Annotated in this window: 11 protein-coding genes and 3 pseudogenes; 10 read left to right on the forward strand and 4 right to left on the reverse strand. The window is 52.4% G+C overall.

The genetic code is table 11. The features are described 5' to 3' along the window. Window positions 1–13 precede the first annotated feature (13 nt). Both EBL_RS02390 and EBL_RS02395 read left to right on the forward strand, forming a co-directional pair. Window positions 14–820 (forward strand): glycosyltransferase family 25 protein, encoded by an 807-nt coding sequence (locus EBL_RS02390; RefSeq protein WP_002441821.1) that lies wholly within the window; start codon window positions 14–16, stop codon window positions 818–820. Between the two features lie 64 nt (window positions 821–884). Next, entirely contained in the window at window positions 885–1,757 is an 873-nt protein-coding gene (locus EBL_RS02395) for an acyltransferase (RefSeq protein WP_164713765.1), read from the forward strand. A 95-nt stretch (window positions 1,758–1,852) separates the two neighbouring features. Here the strand turns inward: EBL_RS02395 and EBL_RS02400 are convergent. Continuing rightward, window positions 1,853–2,940, reverse strand: a protein-coding gene (locus EBL_RS02400) for an IS3 family transposase (RefSeq protein WP_126298237.1) whose coding sequence is annotated in 2 segments (ribosomal slippage) — window positions 1,853–2,688 and window positions 2,688–2,940 — 1,089 coding nt in all. Because the reading frame shifts where the segments join, the coding sequence is not laid out codon by codon here. Between the two features lie 287 nt (window positions 2,941–3,227). Further along, window positions 3,228–3,686 (reverse strand): annotated as a pseudogene (locus EBL_RS02410) (integrase core domain-containing protein); the annotation flags it as partial. 62 nt (window positions 3,687–3,748) lie between these two features. Between EBL_RS02410 and EBL_RS02420 the strand changes: the two are divergent. Further along, window positions 3,749–4,836 (forward strand): IS3 family transposase gene (locus tag EBL_RS02420; protein WP_126298237.1). Its coding sequence is split into 2 segments (ribosomal slippage): window positions 3,749–4,001 and window positions 4,001–4,836, totalling 1,089 coding nucleotides; the frame shifts between segments, so codons are not numbered across the junction. Window positions 4,837–4,874: 38 nt separating this feature from the next. On the opposite strand, the pseudogene EBL_RS02425 reads toward EBL_RS02420, so the two are convergent. Further along, a pseudogene (locus EBL_RS02425) lies at window positions 4,875–5,285 on the reverse strand (IS3 family transposase); the annotation flags it as partial. 66 nt (window positions 5,286–5,351) lie between these two features. On the opposite strand from EBL_RS02425, the gene EBL_RS02430 reads away from it, so the two are divergent. Continuing rightward, window positions 5,352–6,374 (forward strand): IS110 family RNA-guided transposase, encoded by a 1,023-nt coding sequence (locus EBL_RS02430; RefSeq protein WP_014715772.1) that lies wholly within the window; start codon window positions 5,352–5,354, stop codon window positions 6,372–6,374. A 218-nt stretch (window positions 6,375–6,592) separates the two neighbouring features. Here the strand turns inward: EBL_RS02430 and EBL_RS02435 are convergent. Then, window positions 6,593–6,709, reverse strand: a pseudogene (locus tag EBL_RS02435) (transposase); the annotation flags it as partial. Between the two features lie 609 nt (window positions 6,710–7,318). Here EBL_RS02435 and EBL_RS02440 point away from each other — a divergent pair. From EBL_RS02440 to EBL_RS02470, 6 genes are all read left to right on the forward strand, one after another. Continuing rightward, window positions 7,319–7,810, forward strand: coding sequence for a cellulose biosynthesis protein BcsO (locus EBL_RS02440; protein ID WP_042340370.1), 492 nt, complete (start codon window positions 7,319–7,321; stop codon window positions 7,808–7,810). A gap of 22 nt (window positions 7,811–7,832) precedes the next feature. Further along, window positions 7,833–9,346, forward strand: a protein-coding gene (locus EBL_RS20265; protein WP_126298233.1) for an IS3 family transposase whose coding sequence is annotated in 2 segments (ribosomal slippage) — window positions 7,833–8,286 and window positions 8,286–9,346 — 1,515 coding nt in all. Because the reading frame shifts where the segments join, the coding sequence is not laid out codon by codon here. Window positions 9,347–9,540: 194 nt separating this feature from the next. Then, window positions 9,541–10,344, forward strand: coding sequence for a cellulose biosynthesis protein BcsQ (bcsQ, locus tag EBL_RS02455; protein WP_014715776.1), 804 nt, complete (start codon window positions 9,541–9,543; stop codon window positions 10,342–10,344). Window positions 10,345–10,362: 18 nt separating this feature from the next. Further along, a complete protein-coding gene (gene bcsA, locus EBL_RS02460; protein ID WP_014715777.1) occupies window positions 10,363–12,477 on the forward strand; it encodes a UDP-forming cellulose synthase catalytic subunit in 2,115 nt (704 codons plus the stop codon). Next, a complete protein-coding gene (bcsB, locus tag EBL_RS02465; RefSeq protein ID WP_014715778.1) occupies window positions 12,474–14,894 on the forward strand; it encodes a cellulose biosynthesis cyclic di-GMP-binding regulatory protein BcsB in 2,421 nt (806 codons plus the stop codon). Before bcsA ends, bcsB begins: the two co-directional genes overlap by 4 nt. Window positions 14,895–14,903: 9 nt before the next feature. Continuing rightward, window positions 14,904–18,755, forward strand: coding sequence for a cellulose biosynthesis protein BcsC (locus tag EBL_RS02470; protein ID WP_014715779.1), 3,852 nt, complete (start codon window positions 14,904–14,906; stop codon window positions 18,753–18,755). The last annotated feature ends 2 nt before the right edge of the window (window positions 18,756–18,757 follow it).

Genomic DNA, 18,757 nt, shown 5'->3' on the forward strand with positions numbered 1-18,757 from the left:
GGGCTAAAAATTAATGATTCCAGTATTCGTTGTTTCCATGAAAAAAGACACTATTAGGCGAAAGGATATCTCTGATAAGCTGAATTCATATGGTGTCTCATTTTCGTTCATAGACGCGGTTGATGGTAAACTTATTGATGATGAAATAGTTAATCGCCTGAATATAAATGGTGCTGCATCTCGAAAGAAAAGAAAAATCACACGTGGTGAAATTGGGTGTACCTTTAGCCATCTTCTTGCATACGACAATATTATTAATAATAATATCCCAATAGCAATTATTTTAGAAGATGATGCGATTGTTGATGAGCGATTTGGCGACTTTGTTAGCTGTATTGATAATTCCGATTTTCCTCATGATTGTGATGACTTATATATTTTAGGTGGGCAAAATGGAATTGATAAAAGTAAGTTTATTTCTAAAAGCTTTTGGGGTAAAAAAAAATTTGGTGGGCAATATTTTTACAAAACCATCAGAAGCGAAGGGTATATATTTAGAACGTGTTGCTATTTGCTATCTTTTAATTCGGCCAGAAAGTTAAAAGAGTTATCCAGCCGAGAGTTTTTCATAGCGGATGAATGGTCTTTATTTAAGAGGAAAAATGTAATTTGTGACTTATATTTGGCTGATTTTGTCGATCATCCATTAGATTTGTCAAATAGCCATATTGAATCGGAAAGGCTTGACTCTGAGTCAAATACTACTGAATATACAATGCAAGGTAAAACAAGATGGTTTGTGAAAAAATTTTTATTTGCCTCGCAAATATACTATAAATTAATTTATTTAAGAGCTTTGATCAGACGATTCTATATTTAACTCTTCTTTTTTAGGTTGTAAATTTTAATTATGTTATTAAGGGGCGTATATGTGGTGCAATAACATGAGGATATTATCTATTTTTGCTGTAATTGTATTGCATCAGGCAAGTGCTTTTTCTTTATATGAAAACACTTCACTTGAGTGGTGGGTGGTTGATTTCTATAATTCTTTTGCTCGGTGGTGCGTCCCTGTATTTATTATGCTTAGTGGTTACCTTCTTTTGCATAAAGAGGAAGGTTTTTATGTTTTTTATCGGAAAAGACTTTCCAGAATACTCATCCCATTAATATTTTGGAGCTTTTTTTATCTGCTGTGGAACTTTACTATTCATTATTTTAAGTGGGGGGGGGATATAGGTTTTTATCAAATGATAAAGGCTTTGCTTACTGGCAGACCATATTATCACATGTGGTTTTTATATATGATTCCATTTATTTATATAACAACACCGTATCTTAGAATTCTCACAAAAAATCTTAATAAAAAAGAATATCTCTTTTTGGTTGTGATTTTTTTCTTGTTTTCTGCATCAGACTATATTTATAAAATGATATACTTACAAATGTCTTTTGCAAAGACATCTTCTATTTTTCATGTTTTTATATATTATATTGGGTATTTTCTTCTGGGTGGCTATATAAATAAGTTTAATGTAAAAATGCCGTTATTACATTCAGTGCTAGGATTTGTTTTTTTTGCTGTTATTACAATGATATTGCATTGTTATAATGGCCAATATTCATATGCTAATCTTAGTCTTAATGTTATATTGTGCTCCATTTTTGTTTTTTTTATGGTTATGTATACTGATAAAATTGTTTTATCTACTTATAATGTTTTTTTTGCTAATGTTAGTTTCGGGGTAATCCTCCCATTTTTAACGGAGGCGATAAGTAGAATCAGGTCATGCGTTGAATATGCTGCATTGGCGTGAAGCCATTCAGTGCCATATTCGGACGCTCGTGATTATAAAACCATTGCCAGCGTGTGGGGTAATCCTCCCATTTTTAACGGAGGCGATAAGTAGAATCAGGTCATGCGTTGAATATGCTGCATTGGCGTGAAGCCATTCAGTGCCATATTCGGACGCTCGTGATTATAAAACCATTGCCAGCGTGTGGCATAGTCCTGCAATTCGTCCAGTGATGTAAACAGGTGCTGTCCCAGCCAGTCATAACGTACAGTCCGGTTATATCGCTCAATATATGCATTTTGCTGAGGTTTTCCGGGTTGAATAAAACGCAGGGTGATATTCTGCTGAACAGCCCATGACATCAGTATCTTGCCGGTATATTCTGGCCCATTATCACATCGTATTGCTGCTGGTTTACCTTTCCACTCAATCAGTTGTTCGAGTGTCCTCACCACTCGATTTGCGGGAAGAGAAAAATCCACCTCAATGGCCAGCGCTTCACGATTAAAGTCATCGATAACATTCAGCAATCGGACGGAACGACCATCCGACAGTTGATCGTGCATGAAGTCCATCGACCAGCATTCATTGCGGCTTTCAGGCACCGCCAGCGGCTCGGGCTTATCCCGTTTCAGTCGTTTTTTCGGTTTAATTCGCCTGTTCAGCGACAACTCGCAATAAATCCGGTATACCCTTTTGTGATTGAACTTAAAGCCTTTTACGTTACGCAGGTACAAAAAGCACAGACCAAAACCCCAGTTGCGCTGACTGTCGGTGATACGGAGTAGCCAGTCAGCAATAACCGTGTTTTCTTCATTCAGTTGAGGCTGATAGCGATAGCAACTTTCGCTGACAACAAACAACTGGCAGGCAAAACGTATGCTGACGCTTCGGTGCCTGACCGCGTCCTGTGCCATCTGCTTTCGCTGCGATGGCTTCACCACTTTTTTGCCATAGCCTCCTGAATAATTTCGGCTTTGAGCCGTTCTTCGGCATACATCTTTTTCAGGCGGCGGTTTTCATCTTCCAGCTCTTTTAGTCGGGCCATCATGGATGCATCCATTCCGCCAAAGCGTGAACGCCACTTGTAGAAACTGGCATTGCTCATACCATGTTCGCGGCACAGTTCAGCAACTGGCGTTCCGGCCTCAGCCTGCTTGAGGATGGCCATGATCTGGCTGTCGGTAAAGCGTGATTTTTTCATAGAGATCTCCCCGGTTCAGATTACGAGAAAATTCTACTTATGAACACACCGGTTTTTCGGGGGGATTACCTCGGAATCTATCTGGTTCATCCGATTTTTATTGATATGCTTCATTATTTATTTAAAGTAAAATATTATCATCCAATATATTATATTCCGATCTTTTCGATGATTACCTTCTTGTTATCAGCAATATCTGTCTATTTTTTAATGAAAATTAGATCTGTTAGGGGTATTTTTTGATTTTTATTTTATAAATGTTAAAAATAATTGTAAGCATACCCGTTTTAGTTCCACGCACTTTTTGAGATTTCCGGGTTTTCAGCCATCAGCCGGTATTCTTCCGGCGTCAGGTTATTCAGGGATTCATGCGGGCGCTCGCAGTTATATTCCGTCAGCCAGCGCTCTGTTATTTCCCTTACTTCATTCAGTGTCCTGAACAGGTAAAAGTCCAGTATTTCAGTCCGGTATGTCCGGTTAAAACGCTCTATGAACGCGTTTTCAGTCGGTTTTCCCGGGCGGATAAATTCCAGTTCAACATGGTGCTCCTCCGCCCACTGAGCCAGTGTGACTGATACCAGTTCTGGTCCGTTGTCCATCCTGAGTTTCAGAGGGTATCCCCGGCTGGCGACAATCCTGTCCAGCACCCGGACCACCCGCTGCGCCGGGATATTCAGATCGATTTCAATGGCCAGGGCTTCGCGGTTAAAATCATCCACCACATTAAACGTCCGGAACGGTAATCCCCCCGAAAAACCGGTGTGTTCATAAGTAGAATTTTCTCGTAATCTGAACCGGGGAGATCTCTATGAAAAAATCACGCTTTACCGACAGCCAGATCATGGCCATCCTCAAGCAGGCTGAGGCCGGAACGCCAGTTGCTGAACTGTGCCGCGAACATGGTATGAGCAATGCCAGTTTCTACAAGTGGCGTTCACGCTTTGGCGGAATGGATGCATCCATGATGGCCCGACTAAAAGAGCTGGAAGATGAAAACCGCCGCCTGAAAAAGATGTATGCCGAAGAACGGCTCAAAGCCGAAATTATTCAGGAGGCTATGGCAAAAAAGTGGTGAAGCCATCGCAGCGAAAGCAGATGGCACAGGACGCGGTCAGGCACCGAAGCGTCAGCATACGTTTTGCCTGCCAGTTGTTTGTTGTCAGCGAAAGTTGCTATCGCTATCAGCCTCAACTGAATGAAGAAAACACGGTTATTGCTGACTGGCTACTCCGTATCACCGACAGTCAGCGCAACTGGGGTTTTGGTCTGTGCTTTTTGTACCTGCGTAACGTAAAAGGCTTTAAGTTCAATCACAAAAGGGTATACCGGATTTATTGCGAGTTGTCGCTGAACAGGCGAATTAAACCGAAAAAACGACTGAAACGGGATAAGCCCGAGCCGCTGGCGGTGCCTGAAAGCCGCAATGAATGCTGGTCGATGGACTTCATGCACGATCAACTGTCGGATGGTCGTTCCGTCCGATTGCTGAATGTTATCGATGACTTTAATCGTGAAGCGCTGGCCATTGAGGTGGATTTTTCTCTTCCCGCAAATCGAGTGGTGAGGACACTCGAACAACTGATTGAGTGGAAAGGTAAACCAGCAGCAATACGATGTGATAATGGGCCAGAATATACCGGCAAGATACTGATGTCATGGGCTGTTCAGCAGAATATCACCCTGCGTTTTATTCAACCCGGAAAACCTCAGCAAAATGCATATATTGAGCGATATAACCGGACTGTACGTTATGACTGGCTGGGACAGCACCTGTTTACATCACTGGACGAATTGCAGGACTATGCCACACGCTGGCAATGGTTTTATAATCACGAGCGTCCGAATATGGCACTGAATGGCTTCACGCCAATGCAGCATATTCAACGCATGACCTGATTCTACTTATCGCCTCCGTTAAAAATGGGAGGATTACCGAACCGTCTGCCACAGGTCAGGGCATCGTGCATAAAATCGATGGACCAGCTCTGATTCAGTACCTGTGGTACACGTAATGGCGAAGGATTTCGGGCTGGCAGACGCCGCTTTCCCCGCAGTCTGAAATTCAGCCCCATCTGACAATAAATACGGTGCACACGCTTATGATTCCAGGCATGGCCCTGTCGGCGAAACACCTGGAACAACTTTTTGAAGCCGTATTTTGGATAGCGTTCAGCCATGACCGAAAGCGCCTCTATAACAGGCTCATCACGCCGGGTATCGGCCTGATAAAAATATACCGTCCTGCTCAGCGATAATGTCCTTTTGAGACGACGATTTTCATCCTCAAGGCCTTTCATCTTCTTGATATCAGAGGCTTCCATTCCGCCGTACTTTGCTTTCCAGTTAATGGGATGGACTACCTCCTCCCTCTGCGGTTAACTGTACGAAATACGTTCAGCAGGAGAACCATCATGAATATCGTATTTCTGGGTATTGATCTGGCTAAAAATGTCTTTCAGCTCTGCGGGTTAAACCAGGCCGGTAAGCCGGTTTATTCAAAACGTATTGGCCGAAAAGAATTACTCCAGACGGTGGCGAATATTCCGGCCTGTCTGATTGGTGTCGAAGCATCCACAGGGGCATTTTACTGGCAGCGTGAGTTTGAAAAACTGGGGCATAACGTAAAGGTCATCAGCCCCCAGTATGTAAAACCCTTTGTCCGTGGACAAAAAAATGACGGTAATGATGCACAGGCCATCGCAGTGGCTCTGATGCAACCAACAATGCAGTTCGTGCCGCCAAAAAGCCCGGAACAGCAGGATATCCAGGCTTTGCACCGGGCAAGGCAGCGTATTGTTAATCACCGCACTGCGACCGTTTGTCAAATCAGGGGACTGCTGCTTGATCGGGGAATAACTATCGGCGCGGCAGTTTCAAGAGTTCGTCGTGCCGTTCCGCTGATCCTTGAGGATGCAGAAAACGGGTTAAGTGCCCGTATGCGCAGAACGATTGCGGAACTCTATGATCTCTTTGACGATCTCGGTCGTTGTATAAACTTTTTTGATAAAGAAATAGAGACGGTGTTCAGGCAATCAGAAGCCTGTCAGCGTATCGCTAAAGTTAAAGGCATTGGTCCTAAAACGGCCACGGCCGTTGTTGCTGCTATTGGCAAAGGAACTGAATTTAAGAATGGCCGTCACTTTGCTGCATGGCTTGGTCTGGTTCCACGCCAGCACTCGAGTGGCGACAGACAGGTGCTGATGAATATGACGAAAAAAGGCGACAAGCATCTGCGAACACTTTTTATTCATGGTGCCCGTGCTGTTGTCAGGGTTGCTACGAATAATAATGATGGCTATCTGAATCAGTGGGTTAACCAGTTGAAAGAACGTCGCGGATTTAATAAAACGACCGTGGCGGTCGCTAACAAAAATGCGAGAATAATCTGGTCGATGCTGAGAAATGATACAGAATATCAGGCAGTGGGAAGTTAATACCCTGCCAGCAAAGTTGCAGCGTACTGAGAAATGGTGACAGGTTGCACCTGCACAATCGGAACCTGATTTTTATACTGGCCTCAGAGGCCGTCCAGTTGTTGAGGCGATTGTGTGCGGATTACCCATTTGGGCACAGGTTTTCCTGATGCCGGATAGATGTAAGCAACAACCCAAAACCAGAATCAGCGCTTGCAAAACGGAGGTAGTCCATAGATGTAGTAAGTGGCTTCAGAGATACCGGCCTCCCGGCAGTCATCTTTAACAGTTCGTCCGGCTTCAACCGACTTAATCACGGCAATGATCTGATGCTCAGTAAAACGGGCTTTACGCATGGCGATCTCCTTCGTTAGCAGATTGATTATGTCGGAGGATCTCTAAATGTGAATGGCACGATTATGCGGGATACTTACATGTGGAGTAGCACACATATGATTCCTCATCAAGTATATAACCTTTATTTATAATAACTGTTGTGATATTTCCAGTAAAAACACTCACTAATGGTAATGATGACATGGGCTTAACGTTTTGATGCGATAATCTACAGCCTTAAGGAAAATGATGTAATATTTTGATATATATCTAACATGTATATTGTGGTTATTCACGGGTAAGTGTAGATTTCTGATTCCCTATGTTGCCATAGGGAAACTGCTCTATTGTTACTATTTTGTCACGTGGTTTTCGTCCGTATGTAACTGGCAGTCAGTGCAGCATAATCCTATAGTTGTCCGCAATATAGTAAAAGCAAGCGAGTTTGCGCTAATAATTAAAATATAATCTGTGCCTTTTCCCTTGTTACTGACAACCAACTATCAGTATCTGGAAGAAGAACCTGGTCGGTAAATATATTGTGCCTGGTATATCTGAGTACAACAGGTTGCAACAGCAAACAGACCCGTGTTTTGACAACAGTAATTTATCCACTATGGGGTGCTTTTATGAGCAGCAACTACGATGATCTTCAGCGTTTCAGGGATAAAACACAGACCAATGGGATCCCTTTTCAGGAAATCGCCACGCCGAAGGCCCGTTCCACCAGGAGCGACTGGAATATGATTAACCAGGTGCTTGCCGGGGAACAGGAGAACTCGCCTTTTCCCGCCACGGTGAATACCAGCCGGGCGGCCCCGCAAACCGTGGCTCCCGGGATGTTTACCCTCGCCAGTGCTCCGGCAATTGGCGGGGAGCCAGTTGCTGCCCGGAAGGAACCCCAGCCACCCGCCAGACCGGCCCCCGTAACCCCAATGGGGGAGGTATCCGCAGCGGAACCTTCGACGTTACTGAAAGCGATGGCGGATATTCCCGTGCCTGCCCAGCCCATGGCCCCGGTTAGCGCAGGCGACGCCGGGCAGATAACACCGGCACACTCTATGCCCACGGCGGCCGCTACCCTCAATGTCAGGATAGTTGTCACTCCCTCTGAAAAATAATCCTGAGGGCACGGAGTGACAGATGAAACGAATTTCCCCGGAGCGCAAGGCCTCAACACTGGCAAAATTATTCCCGCCCTACAATATGACCGTCGCGGCTGTTGCACAGATGGAAGGGATCGCCGAAGCTACACTGTATCACTGGCGTAAACAGGCTAAAGCAGAGGGGAAACCGGTGCCGGGTAACAGTAAAAACAGTGAGCAGTGGCCAGCAGAAGCCCGTTTTGCCGCCATTGTGGAAACCGCCACGTTAAGTGAAACAGAAATCGCAGAATACTGCCGTAAAAAAGGGCTGTATCCTGAGCAGCTGATACAGTGGAAGCAGGGCTTTATACAGACCGGAAACCCCGGTGATAAAGCAGCGCTGAAGCAAAGTCAGAAGGAAGTTAAACAGCTTAAAAAAGAGCTGGTCCGTAAGGAGAAAGCGCTGGCGGAGGCGGCAGCGATACTGGTACTGCGAAAAAAGCTCAGGGATTACTACGGGGAAACGGACGGGGACGACTGACCCCGGCGGATGAACGACAACAGTTCATTCAGTGGATTAATGAAGCGGTGGTCTCTGGCGCAAGGCTTGCAGTCGCCTGCCGTGAAGTGGCCATCAGCCTGCGTACCTGGTGGCGGTGGCAAAAATGTCCGGAGGATGGTCGTCCGGGGGCAATAAGACCCGCCCCGGCGAATCGCCTCAGCACGGGGGAAGAGCAGCAGATACGGGATATCTGCCACAGGCCGGAATATGCCCGTCTGCCGCCATCACAGATTGTGCCCCGGCTGGCCGACAGGGGAATTTACCTGGCCAGTGAGTCGACATTTTACCGGATATTACGCCGCCATAATGAAGTCCACCACCGGGGACGTCAGTCGCGGCCACAGCGGGTGCCAGCCCCGACGACCTTTACAGCCAGAGCGCCCTGCCAGGTCTGGTCATGGGACATCACCTGGCTGCCCTGCGTGGTGCGTGGTCGCTGGTATTATCTGTATATGATAATTGACCTGTACAGCCGGAAAATCACGGGCTACGAGGTTCATGAAACGGAAAGTGGCGGGCTGGCTGCAGCGCTAATGCAGCGGACAACGCTGCGTGAGGGCTGCTGGCGTCAGCCGCTGGTGCTGCATGCAGATAACGGAGCCGCCATGAAATCGCAGACCCTGCAGATGAAGCTGTATGAGCTGAATATCATACCGTCACACAGCAGGCCACGGGTAAGTAACGATAACGCGTATGCAGAGTCGTTGTTCCGGACACTGAAATATGTACCACAGTGGCCGTCATCGGGGTTCAGAACGCTGAGTGATGCCCGGGAGTGGGTGGAGAAATTTACCCACTGGTACAACGAAGAGCACCGCCACAGCGGGATACGGTATGTCACCCCGGCACAGCGACACCGGGGAGAAGATCACGCGCTTCTGAGGCAACGGGATGAACTGTACCGTCAGGCACAGAAAACACATCCTGAGCGCTGGTCAGGCAGAACGAGAAACTGGCAACCCGAAGGTCCGGTAATGCTGAATCCGGAAAGGGGAAAACAGGCCGCTTAAATTAACCTGGGGTGACAACTACCTTGACACTTACCGGCTAACCCGCGGCCCCCTCAGGAACGCCAGGTCACCTTCAGCAGTAAGCCGCCGGTGACCAATTATAGCGCTATGTTTGCTCCCGCAGCGGCCCCTGCCAGTAGCCGGGCTGCCGTGCGGGCGTTGTCGTTACATTCCGTGCTGGAAAGGATCGCGTCATGCCGTTAATTTGCGTCTGTTCACCCAAAGGCGGGGTGGGAAAAACCACCCTGGTGGCTAACCTGGCATATTGCCTGGCCCGGGGAGGCAATAAAGTGCTGGCCATCGATTGTGATGTGCAGAATGCGCTGCGGCTCCACTTTGGTGTCCCGCTCACCGATGGTCGGGGGTATGTGGCTAAAGCCACCGAATCCGCAGACTGGAGCCAGTCCGTGATGTCGGCGGGGGGCAATCTGTTTGTGCTGCCCTATGGTGATGTAACCCCCCAGCAGCAGACTGATTTTGAGGCCAGGATGGCCAGCGACAGCCATTTTATCAGCCGGGGGCTGGGTACCTTGCTCAACTATCCGGGGCTGATTGTGCTGGCGGACTTCCCGCCGGGGCCCGGGGCGGCGCTAAGTGCCGTGTCGCGTATGGCTGATATGCACCTGGTAACCTTCCTGGCGGATACCTCTTCGCTAACGCTATTACCGCGAGTAGAGAATGGCACGCTATTTGGTGATACAGATGTCAGCGGCTCCGATGTCCGTTATGTCCTGAATCAGGCGAATAACCGGCGGCGGATCAGCCGGGAGGTGGCAGATGTGATGGCCCGGCGTCTGGGCGATCGTCTGATTGCCAGCATTCATTACGACGAAAGCGTGGTGGAGGCCAATGCATCTCAGCAAGCGATTTTCGATTTCAGCCCAGCTTCAGCGGCGGCCTTTGATATTGAACTGCTCAGTAAAAAAGTGACCAGCTTGTTGGGTATTACTGTGGGTGATGGGGCGGTTCATCACAGCCCTGGCGCTACGGGTTTCTGATACGGACGGAATGCAGGTATGAAAAAACCCTTGTTTTGGCTATTACTGCTGGTAATGGCCCCTATTGCTGTACTTATCATCACTACCCCGATGGACAGCCAGAAGCAGTATATCTTCGCGCTGATCAGTATCTTGTGTTTAGTATTACTGAATTTCAGTAAAAAACACGCGATATCGGTGGTGTTGATCCTGATCTCTGCGTTGATGTCCACCCGCTATATTTACTTCCGCGCCACCCAGACGCTGTATTTTAATTCAGAGATTGAGGCAATTCTCGGTACCGGGCTGTTCCTGGCGGAGCTTTACACATGGGTAATGCTGCTGCTGAGTTATTTTCAGGGGGTATTTCCCCTTGAACGTAAAATTGATCCTCTGCCGGAAGATCAGCGGCTGTGGCCAACTGTCGATATTTATGTGCCGACCTATAACGAAAGCCTCGATGTGGTGCGCGATACCGTGCTGGCGGCCCAGTGTATTGATTACCCCCAGGACAAATTAAAAATCTATTTACTGGACGACGGCAAACGCAGTGAATTTGCGGTATTTGCCGCCGATGTCGGGGTTGGTTATATCACCCGAACCAATAATGCCCACGCCAAAGCGGGCAACCTTAACCACGCCATGGAATTAACCCAGGGCGAGTTAATTTGCGTGTTTGACTGTGACCACGTGGCCACCCGGGTCTTTCTCCAGGCCACGGTAGGGGCATTCCTGAAAGACTCCCGTCTGGCACTGTTACAGACGCCACACTATTTCTATTCCCCGGACCCATTTGAACGCAACCTGACCCGGGGGCGCAGCATCCCGAATGAAGGGGCACTGTTTTATGGGCCGATCCAGAAAGGCAACGATAACTGGAACGCTACGTTTTTCTGCGGCTCCTGTGCGGTGATCCGCCGCAGCGCCTTGCAGCAGATTGGCGGCTTTGCCGTGGAAACGGTCACCGAAGATGCCCATACCGCCCTGAAATTACAGCGCCTGGGATGGCGCACCGCATATCTGGGGATCCCGCTGGCGGCGGGGCTGGCCACCGAACGCGTGGTGCTGCATGTTATTCAGCGTAACCGCTGGGCACGCGGGATGACGCAGATTTTCCGGGTCGATAATCCGCTGTGGGGCAGGGGGCTGACCTTTCCTCAGCGGTTGTGCTACCTCAGCGCGATGCTCTATTTCCAGTTTGCCCTGCCGCGTATCGTCTTTTTGACTGCCCCGCTGGCGTACCTGCTGTTTAACCTCAACATTATCCATTCGTCCGCCAGTCTGGTGTTTGCCTATGCGCTGCCGCATTTGCTGATGTCGATTATTGTCGGCTCACGGCTAAATGGCCGCTATCGCTACAGCTTCTGGGGGGAGATTTACGATCTGTTGCTGTCGTTCCATCTTGCCCTGCCAACCATGGTGACCATGCTGTTTCCCAAGCGCGGTAAATTCAATGTTACCGACAAGGGCGGCCTGCTCAACGCCGGTTATTTCGATTTCGCCATTGTGCGCCCGCATATCATTGTCGCCAGCCTGCTAGTGATCGCCATTATCAGCGGTATCGTGCGGGCCGTGGGCCACAACTACTTTGCGGTGGATCCGGGGGTTATTGCCCTTAACGTCGGCTGGGCCTCGTACTGTCTGTTCTTCCTGCTGGGGGCGATAGCCGTTGCCCGGGAAACGCGACAAGTGCGTAAAACTATCCGTATTGATGTCGAGCTTCCGGTGATTATCCACTATGCCAGCGGTATTGCGTCCCGCAGTGTTACCCGGGATCTCTCGATGGGGGGCTGCCGGATCAAACTGCCGGATAACCGCCACCTGACCGATGAGATCGAAGAGATAGAACTGGAGCTGAATTCCGGGGCGATTTGTCTTCCGGTTTCCATGGTGGGGGCCAGTGAGGATGATATTCGGCTGATGTTTGCCGAGTTGCCGCTGTCGCTGCGTCGGGAACTGGTGCGGGTGGTCCTGTCCCGGGCCGACGCCTGGATCCAGCCGACCAGGGCCCAGGATAATCCGCTGGTCTCTTTCATTACCATTGGCCGTTGTATTGTTGATGTGTTTATCCGCTCCTGGCGGGAGTGGCGTGCTGCCGCCAGGGCAGGTAACGTTACCCCCCCCCGTAAAGATGACGAGGAAAAAGCAGTATGAAACGGATTCTGACACTGCTGCTTCTGTTAACAACCGGTGCGGCGGCACCACTGTATGCAGCGGACCCGCTACCGGCCACCGGTCAGCGCCTTGATACGGCAGCGGATAATGGCGCGCCGGCTTTTCCGGCTCCAGCGGATAGCAGCGCCACCCCACTACCTGCCCAGGGGGATATGCTTTCTCCTTCCGATGATGAGCCCCCCGCCAGCGAGCCGGATCAGGAGCCGGTTAATTTGGCGCCGTTATCTGGCGCAAACAGCCTGACACCAGAGGTTGTCAATAAGATAACCCTCGCCCAGATGGGGATGCCCCAGGGGATGATCCTGCGCGGTGGCCAGCTTCAGTCCGGGGTCAGTTTTTCTGTGCCGAGCGATGTAGTCATCACCCATGCCCAGCTCTCGCTTAACCTGAGAGTCTCCCCGGCCCTGGCAGCGCGAGGGGCCAGTCTGTTATTGATGATGAATGGTCAGCCACTGGGCACTGTGCCGCTGGGGAGTGCCCAGAGTAATAATGCGCACTTTCAGCTTGATATCCCCGGGCCGATGGTGGTTTCAAACAACAACCTCAGCGTGACCATCAATGATGGCGATGCGCTGCTGTGCCTGCGGGATCTGACCGATAAATATCAGGTGACGGTGCTGCCGGACTCCAGCGTTGAGCTGGCCGGGCAACAACTGAATATCAGTGCCGATCTGAGTCACTTCCCGCGGCCGTTTTTCGACAGCCAGCAGATGGCGGACACCCGGCTGACCTTTGCCTTCCCGGCGGCAATCTCCCCGGGGCAGGTCAACAGCGCGGCGCTGGTGGCCTCCTGGCTGGGGATGCAGGCCGGTTACCGGAGCATCCGTTTTGATGCGTTGACCAATAGTCTGCCGGAACACCACGGGATACTGATAGGCGCCCCCGGCCAGCAAATTGGCGGTATCACGTTGCCGCAGACCCAGGGGCCGATGCTGCAAGTTGTTGATAACCCGGCGAATCCTGCCTGGAAACTGCTGTTGATTGTTGCCCGGGATGACGCCGGGCTGCGGGCGGCGGCGTGGCGGCTGACCCGGGGCCAGTTCCCGCTGCAAACCGGGCAAGTAGCGGTGGGCCCGCAGGCCATTCCGCGCAGTACGCCTTATGATGCTCCGCGCTGGATTGATACCACCAAACCGGTTCGGCTGGCGGATCTGGTGCGCGGGGATCAATCGATGACCGCCGCCGGGATCTGGCATGAGCCGCTGAATGTCTCATTCCGGGCGGCACCCGATATGTTCCTCTGGGACGGTAAAACCATCCCGCTACAGGTGAATTATCGCTTCCCGTCCGAAAGCTGGATCGACGAAGAGAAATCCTGGCTGAACATCGTGTTTAACGGCGCGTTTCTGCGTAATTTACCGGTTAATAAAATCGGAATTCTGGAGAAGATCTGGCACAAACTGGGGGGCGATGCCCGCCAGGAAAGCGCCCAGATCCCCCTCCAGCCCTATATGATTTACGGGGATAACCAGTTGTCGCTCTACTTTAATATTGTGCCCAAAGCGGATGCGCCCTGCAGCGTGCTGCTGAACAACAACATTAAAAGCCAGATCAAAGACGACTCCTGGATTGACCTGAGCCACACCCGGCACTTTACGCTGTTGCCGAACCTTTCCTACTTTGTCGGGGCGGCGTTCCCGTTCTCCCGGCTGGCGGATTACTCTGGGGCGCTGATGCTATTACCTCCCCGGCCATCCCTGGCGGAAATCAGCACACTGCTCGATCTGGCCGCCCGCTCGGGTAATGCCACCGGCACGGTGCTGGCGAACAGCAATGTACTGTTCGGGATCCCGGAAGGCGGGGTGAACAGCCTGCTGGTCAATGACCGCGATATTCTCGTGGTCTCCAGTATGGCCCAGCAGACGTTTAACCAGCGTATGCTGGCGGGCTCGCCTTTTGTCAGCGATAACCAGTCCCTGGGGGTACGTGAGATTACCCTGTGGCAGAAGCTGCGGCGCTGGGCAGTGGGGGAGTGGAATGTCTCCACCGTTGATGCGGATCGCTACTTCTCTTCTAACAGTGACTGGCGCGGTTTTATCAGTTTTGCCTCCCCCTGGGGGAATGGCAAAACCGTGGTGATGGCCACTGGTAGTGATAATGAGCAGCTCTCCCGGCTGACGCAAGATCTGGACAATATCCGGATCAATGCGGCTATCCGCGGCGATGCGGCAATCATTACCAATGAAAACGGCGTGCGCAGCTTCCGGGTCGGGCCGCAATATCCCAGCGGGCAGATGCCCTGGTACATGATGGTGGTCTGGTATGCCAACCAGCACTCCGCCACGCTGGCGATTGCCGCTTGCCTGATGTGTCTGGTGGTGGGTCTGGGCTTCTACAGCTACCTGCGTCTCCGGGGTCGTCAGCGTCTTGAGCCCGAATCAAAAGAAAAAGAATAAGGTGGTGCCATGATAAATAATAAAACCGCCAGGTTACTGCCCGTTGTCTGTGCGTCCGGGATCTTAACCCTAAGCCTGGCCGTGGGAAATGCGCTGGCGGCAGACAATAATCCGGCCTTCACGGCGCTGTTTGAACAGGCGCGCTACTGGCATGAGAAGTCTCATAACGATCTGGCCACCGAAGCACTGAAAAAGGTGCTGCTGGTGGATGCCAATAACAACGAAGCCCTCTATCTGATGGCGCTGTGGGCTCAGCAGTCCGGGGATCTGACCGGGGCGGCCCAGTGGCGAAAACGGCTGACGAAAGCCAACCCGCAGGCACCGCAATTGCAGGCCCTGAGCAATGCCAGCCAGGTAGCGCAAATTCCGAAATCCCAGCTCAGTCTGGCCCGGCAACAGGCTCGCAGTGGCAACATCAGCGCGGCGCTGGAGACCTGGCAGTCGCTGTTTAACGGCGGTACACCTCCGCCGGGGCTGGCGCCGGAGTATTACCTCACCATGGCCGGTGACAATGCCCGTTATGGTCAGGCCCTGAGTGGCTTACGCCAGGTGGTGGCCCAGAACCCGCAGGACAATGCGGCCCGGGTGGCGCTGGGGAAAGTGCTGACCTACCGCGAGGGCACTCGCAGGGAAGGGATCGGGCTGCTGGAGCAGATGGCCTCCGGCAATCAGGAAGCCGATGCTGCGCTACGCCAGGCGCTGATGTGGTTTTCTCCACAGACCCAGGATGAACCCAGCTATACCAACTGGATGCAGCGCCATCCCAAAGATACCGCGGTGCTGGCCCACTACCGGCAGAGTGCGGAAGGTGTTGCCATGCAGGCGGGGTTCAGCGAGCTGAACAGTGGGGATTTGGCCACCGCGAAGGCCCGCTTTGAGCAAGTATTACAAAGTAACCCTAATGATCCCGATGCCCTGGCCGGTATGGGCTATATTGCCCAGCGCCAGGGGGACTACGCCGGGGCCGCGCAATACTTACAGCGCTCTGCCAGCCAGGGGGGCGAGCAGTCGGCCAGCCGCCAGAACCAGGCGGCGGATGCCGATTTTTATGGCAAATTATCCCAGGCCCAGCAGGCGTATAAACAGGGGAATATCAGCCAGGCGCTGGCCCTGAGTGCCCCGCTGGTGGATCAGGCAGGCGAGCGCGGCAACGCGGCAAAATTGTTCCGGGCGGATGTCCTGCGCCACAACAAAGACTACCCCCAGGCAGAGCAAACCCTGCGCGCGCTGCTCCAGGATTCACCGGATAACGCCGCGGCGAAAGAAAACCTCTACTATGTGCTGCGGGAGCAGAACAAAACCGACCAGGCCCAGAGCGTGCTGCGTACGTTATCGCCCGCACTTCAGGCCCGGCTACAACCCCGCATCGGGAGTGGATCTCCTGGCGATCCTATCCGCCGTCAGGCCCAGCAGGCTGCTGATCGCGGCGACCGCGAACAGGCGATTGCGCTCTTGCGCCAGGGGATCAACCGGGTGCCTGGGGATCCGTGGCTACGGCTGGATCTGGCCCGTCAACTGGATAAAAACGGCAACAGCGCTGAGGCGATCTCGGTTATTGAACCGCTCTACCGGCCGGGCGCCGGGGCCAGCTCGCTGTATGCGTCGGCGTTATTCCTCAGCGATCGCGGGGCCTGGCAACAGGCCAGCGCGGTGCTGGCGCGTATTCCGCCCGCCAACCGTAACCGGGACATGAACAGTCTCTCCCGGCGGATCACGTTTAACGGCCAAATGGCCATTGCCGAAAGTTATCTGGCAACCGGGAATATCAACGCGGCGCGTAATACATTGCGGGCGATGGGGGACAGTACTCCGGACAGCCCGGCGGATGCCGGTAAACTGGCGCAGCTGCTGGCCAAGTCCGGGGACCTGAGCGGGGCGGTTGCGGTGGTACAGCGCAATATGGCCCGGGGGGTCCAGGGCAATGCCGGGGATTATGCCGATCAGATAGCGGTACTTAACCAGGCGGGGATGAATGCCCAGGCCAGCCAGTGGCTGGCAAATCCTGAATTGCAGGCCCGCAGCACCCCAACCCAGCTGGCCGGGTTACAAAATGGCTACGTGATCAATGAGGCCGACCGGCTACGTGAGTCCGGCAATTATGCCGCGGCGTATGATAGGCTAATCCGCGCCATGCAGCAGGACCCGCAAAATACCGATCTGATGTTCGCCATGGCCCGGCTCTACCAGTCCGGCAAGATGAACAAAGAGGCCGGGGTAGTTTACGACTATCTGATGACCCGGGACACCCCAACCCAGGATGCCCGTGCCGGGGCCATTGACGTGGCGCTGGCGGCCAACAACGTCGAGCGGGCCCGTCAGTTAGCGAGCGGGTTGCACGATACCAGTACCCCGCAGCGTAAAATGCTGCTGGCCCGCATTGAAGAGGCGGACGGTAATCATCAGCAGGCACTGGCGTTGTTGCGTAGCGCCCGTGGCCAGGTGCTGGGCTTGCAATCTGCCAGTGTCGGCAGCGGCCCCGGCAGTACACCGGTTATTGGCGGTATGGTGCTGGCGGATAACCCGTTCAGCACTACGTCCACCACCAGCCGGACAACCCCGAGTGCTTCTGTCTATGGCATATCGATGCCCTGGCAGGTGGATCAACAATCCAGGGACCCGCAAACTGCGCCGCCGGGCACCGTGCGGCCGGATATTCCGGTGGAAACCGCCCAGAGTAGCCAGTTACGCCAGATTGACCAGATGATCCAGCAACTGGATGAGAAAACCTCCAGTTGGGTACGTAGCGACATGTCGGTACGGGGCAGGGACGGGGAGAATGGTCTGAGCAAGCTGACCGAAGGGCGGGTACCGCTTCAGTGGTCAATGGTTCCCTTTGGTGATGCGCGGCTTGAGCTGAACGTCACCCCGGTCACTCTCAGTGCCGGCAGCCCGTCCGGGGATGCCAGCCGGCGGTTTGGTACCGGGGCGATTATGCAGGGGAAAAACACCGCCGCCCTCGGGCACTCCACTTATGGTAATGACCAGCTGGAAGACGCTCCTTCTCAGGGCTCGCAGAACGAGTCCGGTGTGGAAGTGGGGGCCGCCCTGCGCGGGGACAATTATAAACTGGATATCGGTACCACCCCACTGGGGCCGGATCTCAGTAGCGTCGTGGGTGGGGTCCAGTGGTCACCGCAGTTAACCGACTATGTGAAGCTGATCTTCACCGGTGAACGCCGGGCGGTGACCGACAGCCTGCTCAGCTATGTGGGGGCGTTTGATAAGTTTACCGGTAAGCACTGGGGCCAGGTGACTCGTAATGGGGGCAGCGTTCAACTGAGTTACGATGACGGCGACGCGGGCTTCTATCTTGGCGGCGGTGGCTGGCGCTATATTGGTGACAATATCCAGAGCAACAACAGCATCACCGGGTCGGCAGGCTTCTACCTGCGGCCGCTGCGCTCCGCTGATCGGGAGCTGAAAACCGGGATTAGCCTCAGCTATATGGATTTCTCGAAAAACCTCAGCAACTTCAGTTATGGCCACGGGGGCTATTTCAGCCCGCAGAACTATGTCAGCGTCTCTTTCCCGGTGGACTACAGCCAGACCTTCTCGAACTGGAAAATGTCCGTGGGCGGCGCGCTGGGCTATCAGTCCTACAGCCAGGATTCGGCCCCGTACTTCCCGGGGAATTCATCGCTGCAGTCTCAGCTGGAGGATTATGTCAATGCCGGGCAAGCCAAAGAGGCGTGGTACGCGGGTAAGAGCGAGAATGGCACCGGTTATAACCTGCACGCCAACGTCGATTACAACGTGAATAAAGATCTGACTGTCGGCGGCAAAGTGACTTATGACACCTTTGGGGATTACAACGAGAGTGCTGCCCATGTTTATTTCCGCTATATGTTCGGGGATCATTAATA

It is taken from the genome of Shimwellia blattae DSM 4481 = NBRC 105725 (assembly GCF_000262305.1).
In the GTDB taxonomy this organism is placed as follows: Bacteria; Pseudomonadota; Gammaproteobacteria; order Enterobacterales; family Enterobacteriaceae; genus Shimwellia; species Shimwellia blattae.

Coding starts and splice junctions, on each gene's coding strand:
- EBL_RS02390 (WP_002441821.1), top strand. CDS start 14: ATGATTCCAGTATTCGTTGTTTCCATGAAAAAAGACACTATTAGGCGA.
- EBL_RS02395 (WP_164713765.1), top strand. CDS start 885: ATGAGGATATTATCTATTTTTGCTGTAATTGTATTGCATCAGGCAAGT.
- EBL_RS02430 (WP_014715772.1), top strand. CDS start 5,352: ATGAATATCGTATTTCTGGGTATTGATCTGGCTAAAAATGTCTTTCAG.
- EBL_RS02440 (WP_042340370.1), top strand. CDS start 7,319: ATGAGCAGCAACTACGATGATCTTCAGCGTTTCAGGGATAAAACACAG.
- bcsQ (WP_014715776.1), top strand. CDS start 9,541: ATGCCGTTAATTTGCGTCTGTTCACCCAAAGGCGGGGTGGGAAAAACC.
- bcsA (WP_014715777.1), top strand. CDS start 10,363: ATGAAAAAACCCTTGTTTTGGCTATTACTGCTGGTAATGGCCCCTATT.
- bcsB (WP_014715778.1), top strand. CDS start 12,474: ATGAAACGGATTCTGACACTGCTGCTTCTGTTAACAACCGGTGCGGCG.
- EBL_RS02470 (WP_014715779.1), top strand. CDS start 14,904: ATGATAAATAATAAAACCGCCAGGTTACTGCCCGTTGTCTGTGCGTCC.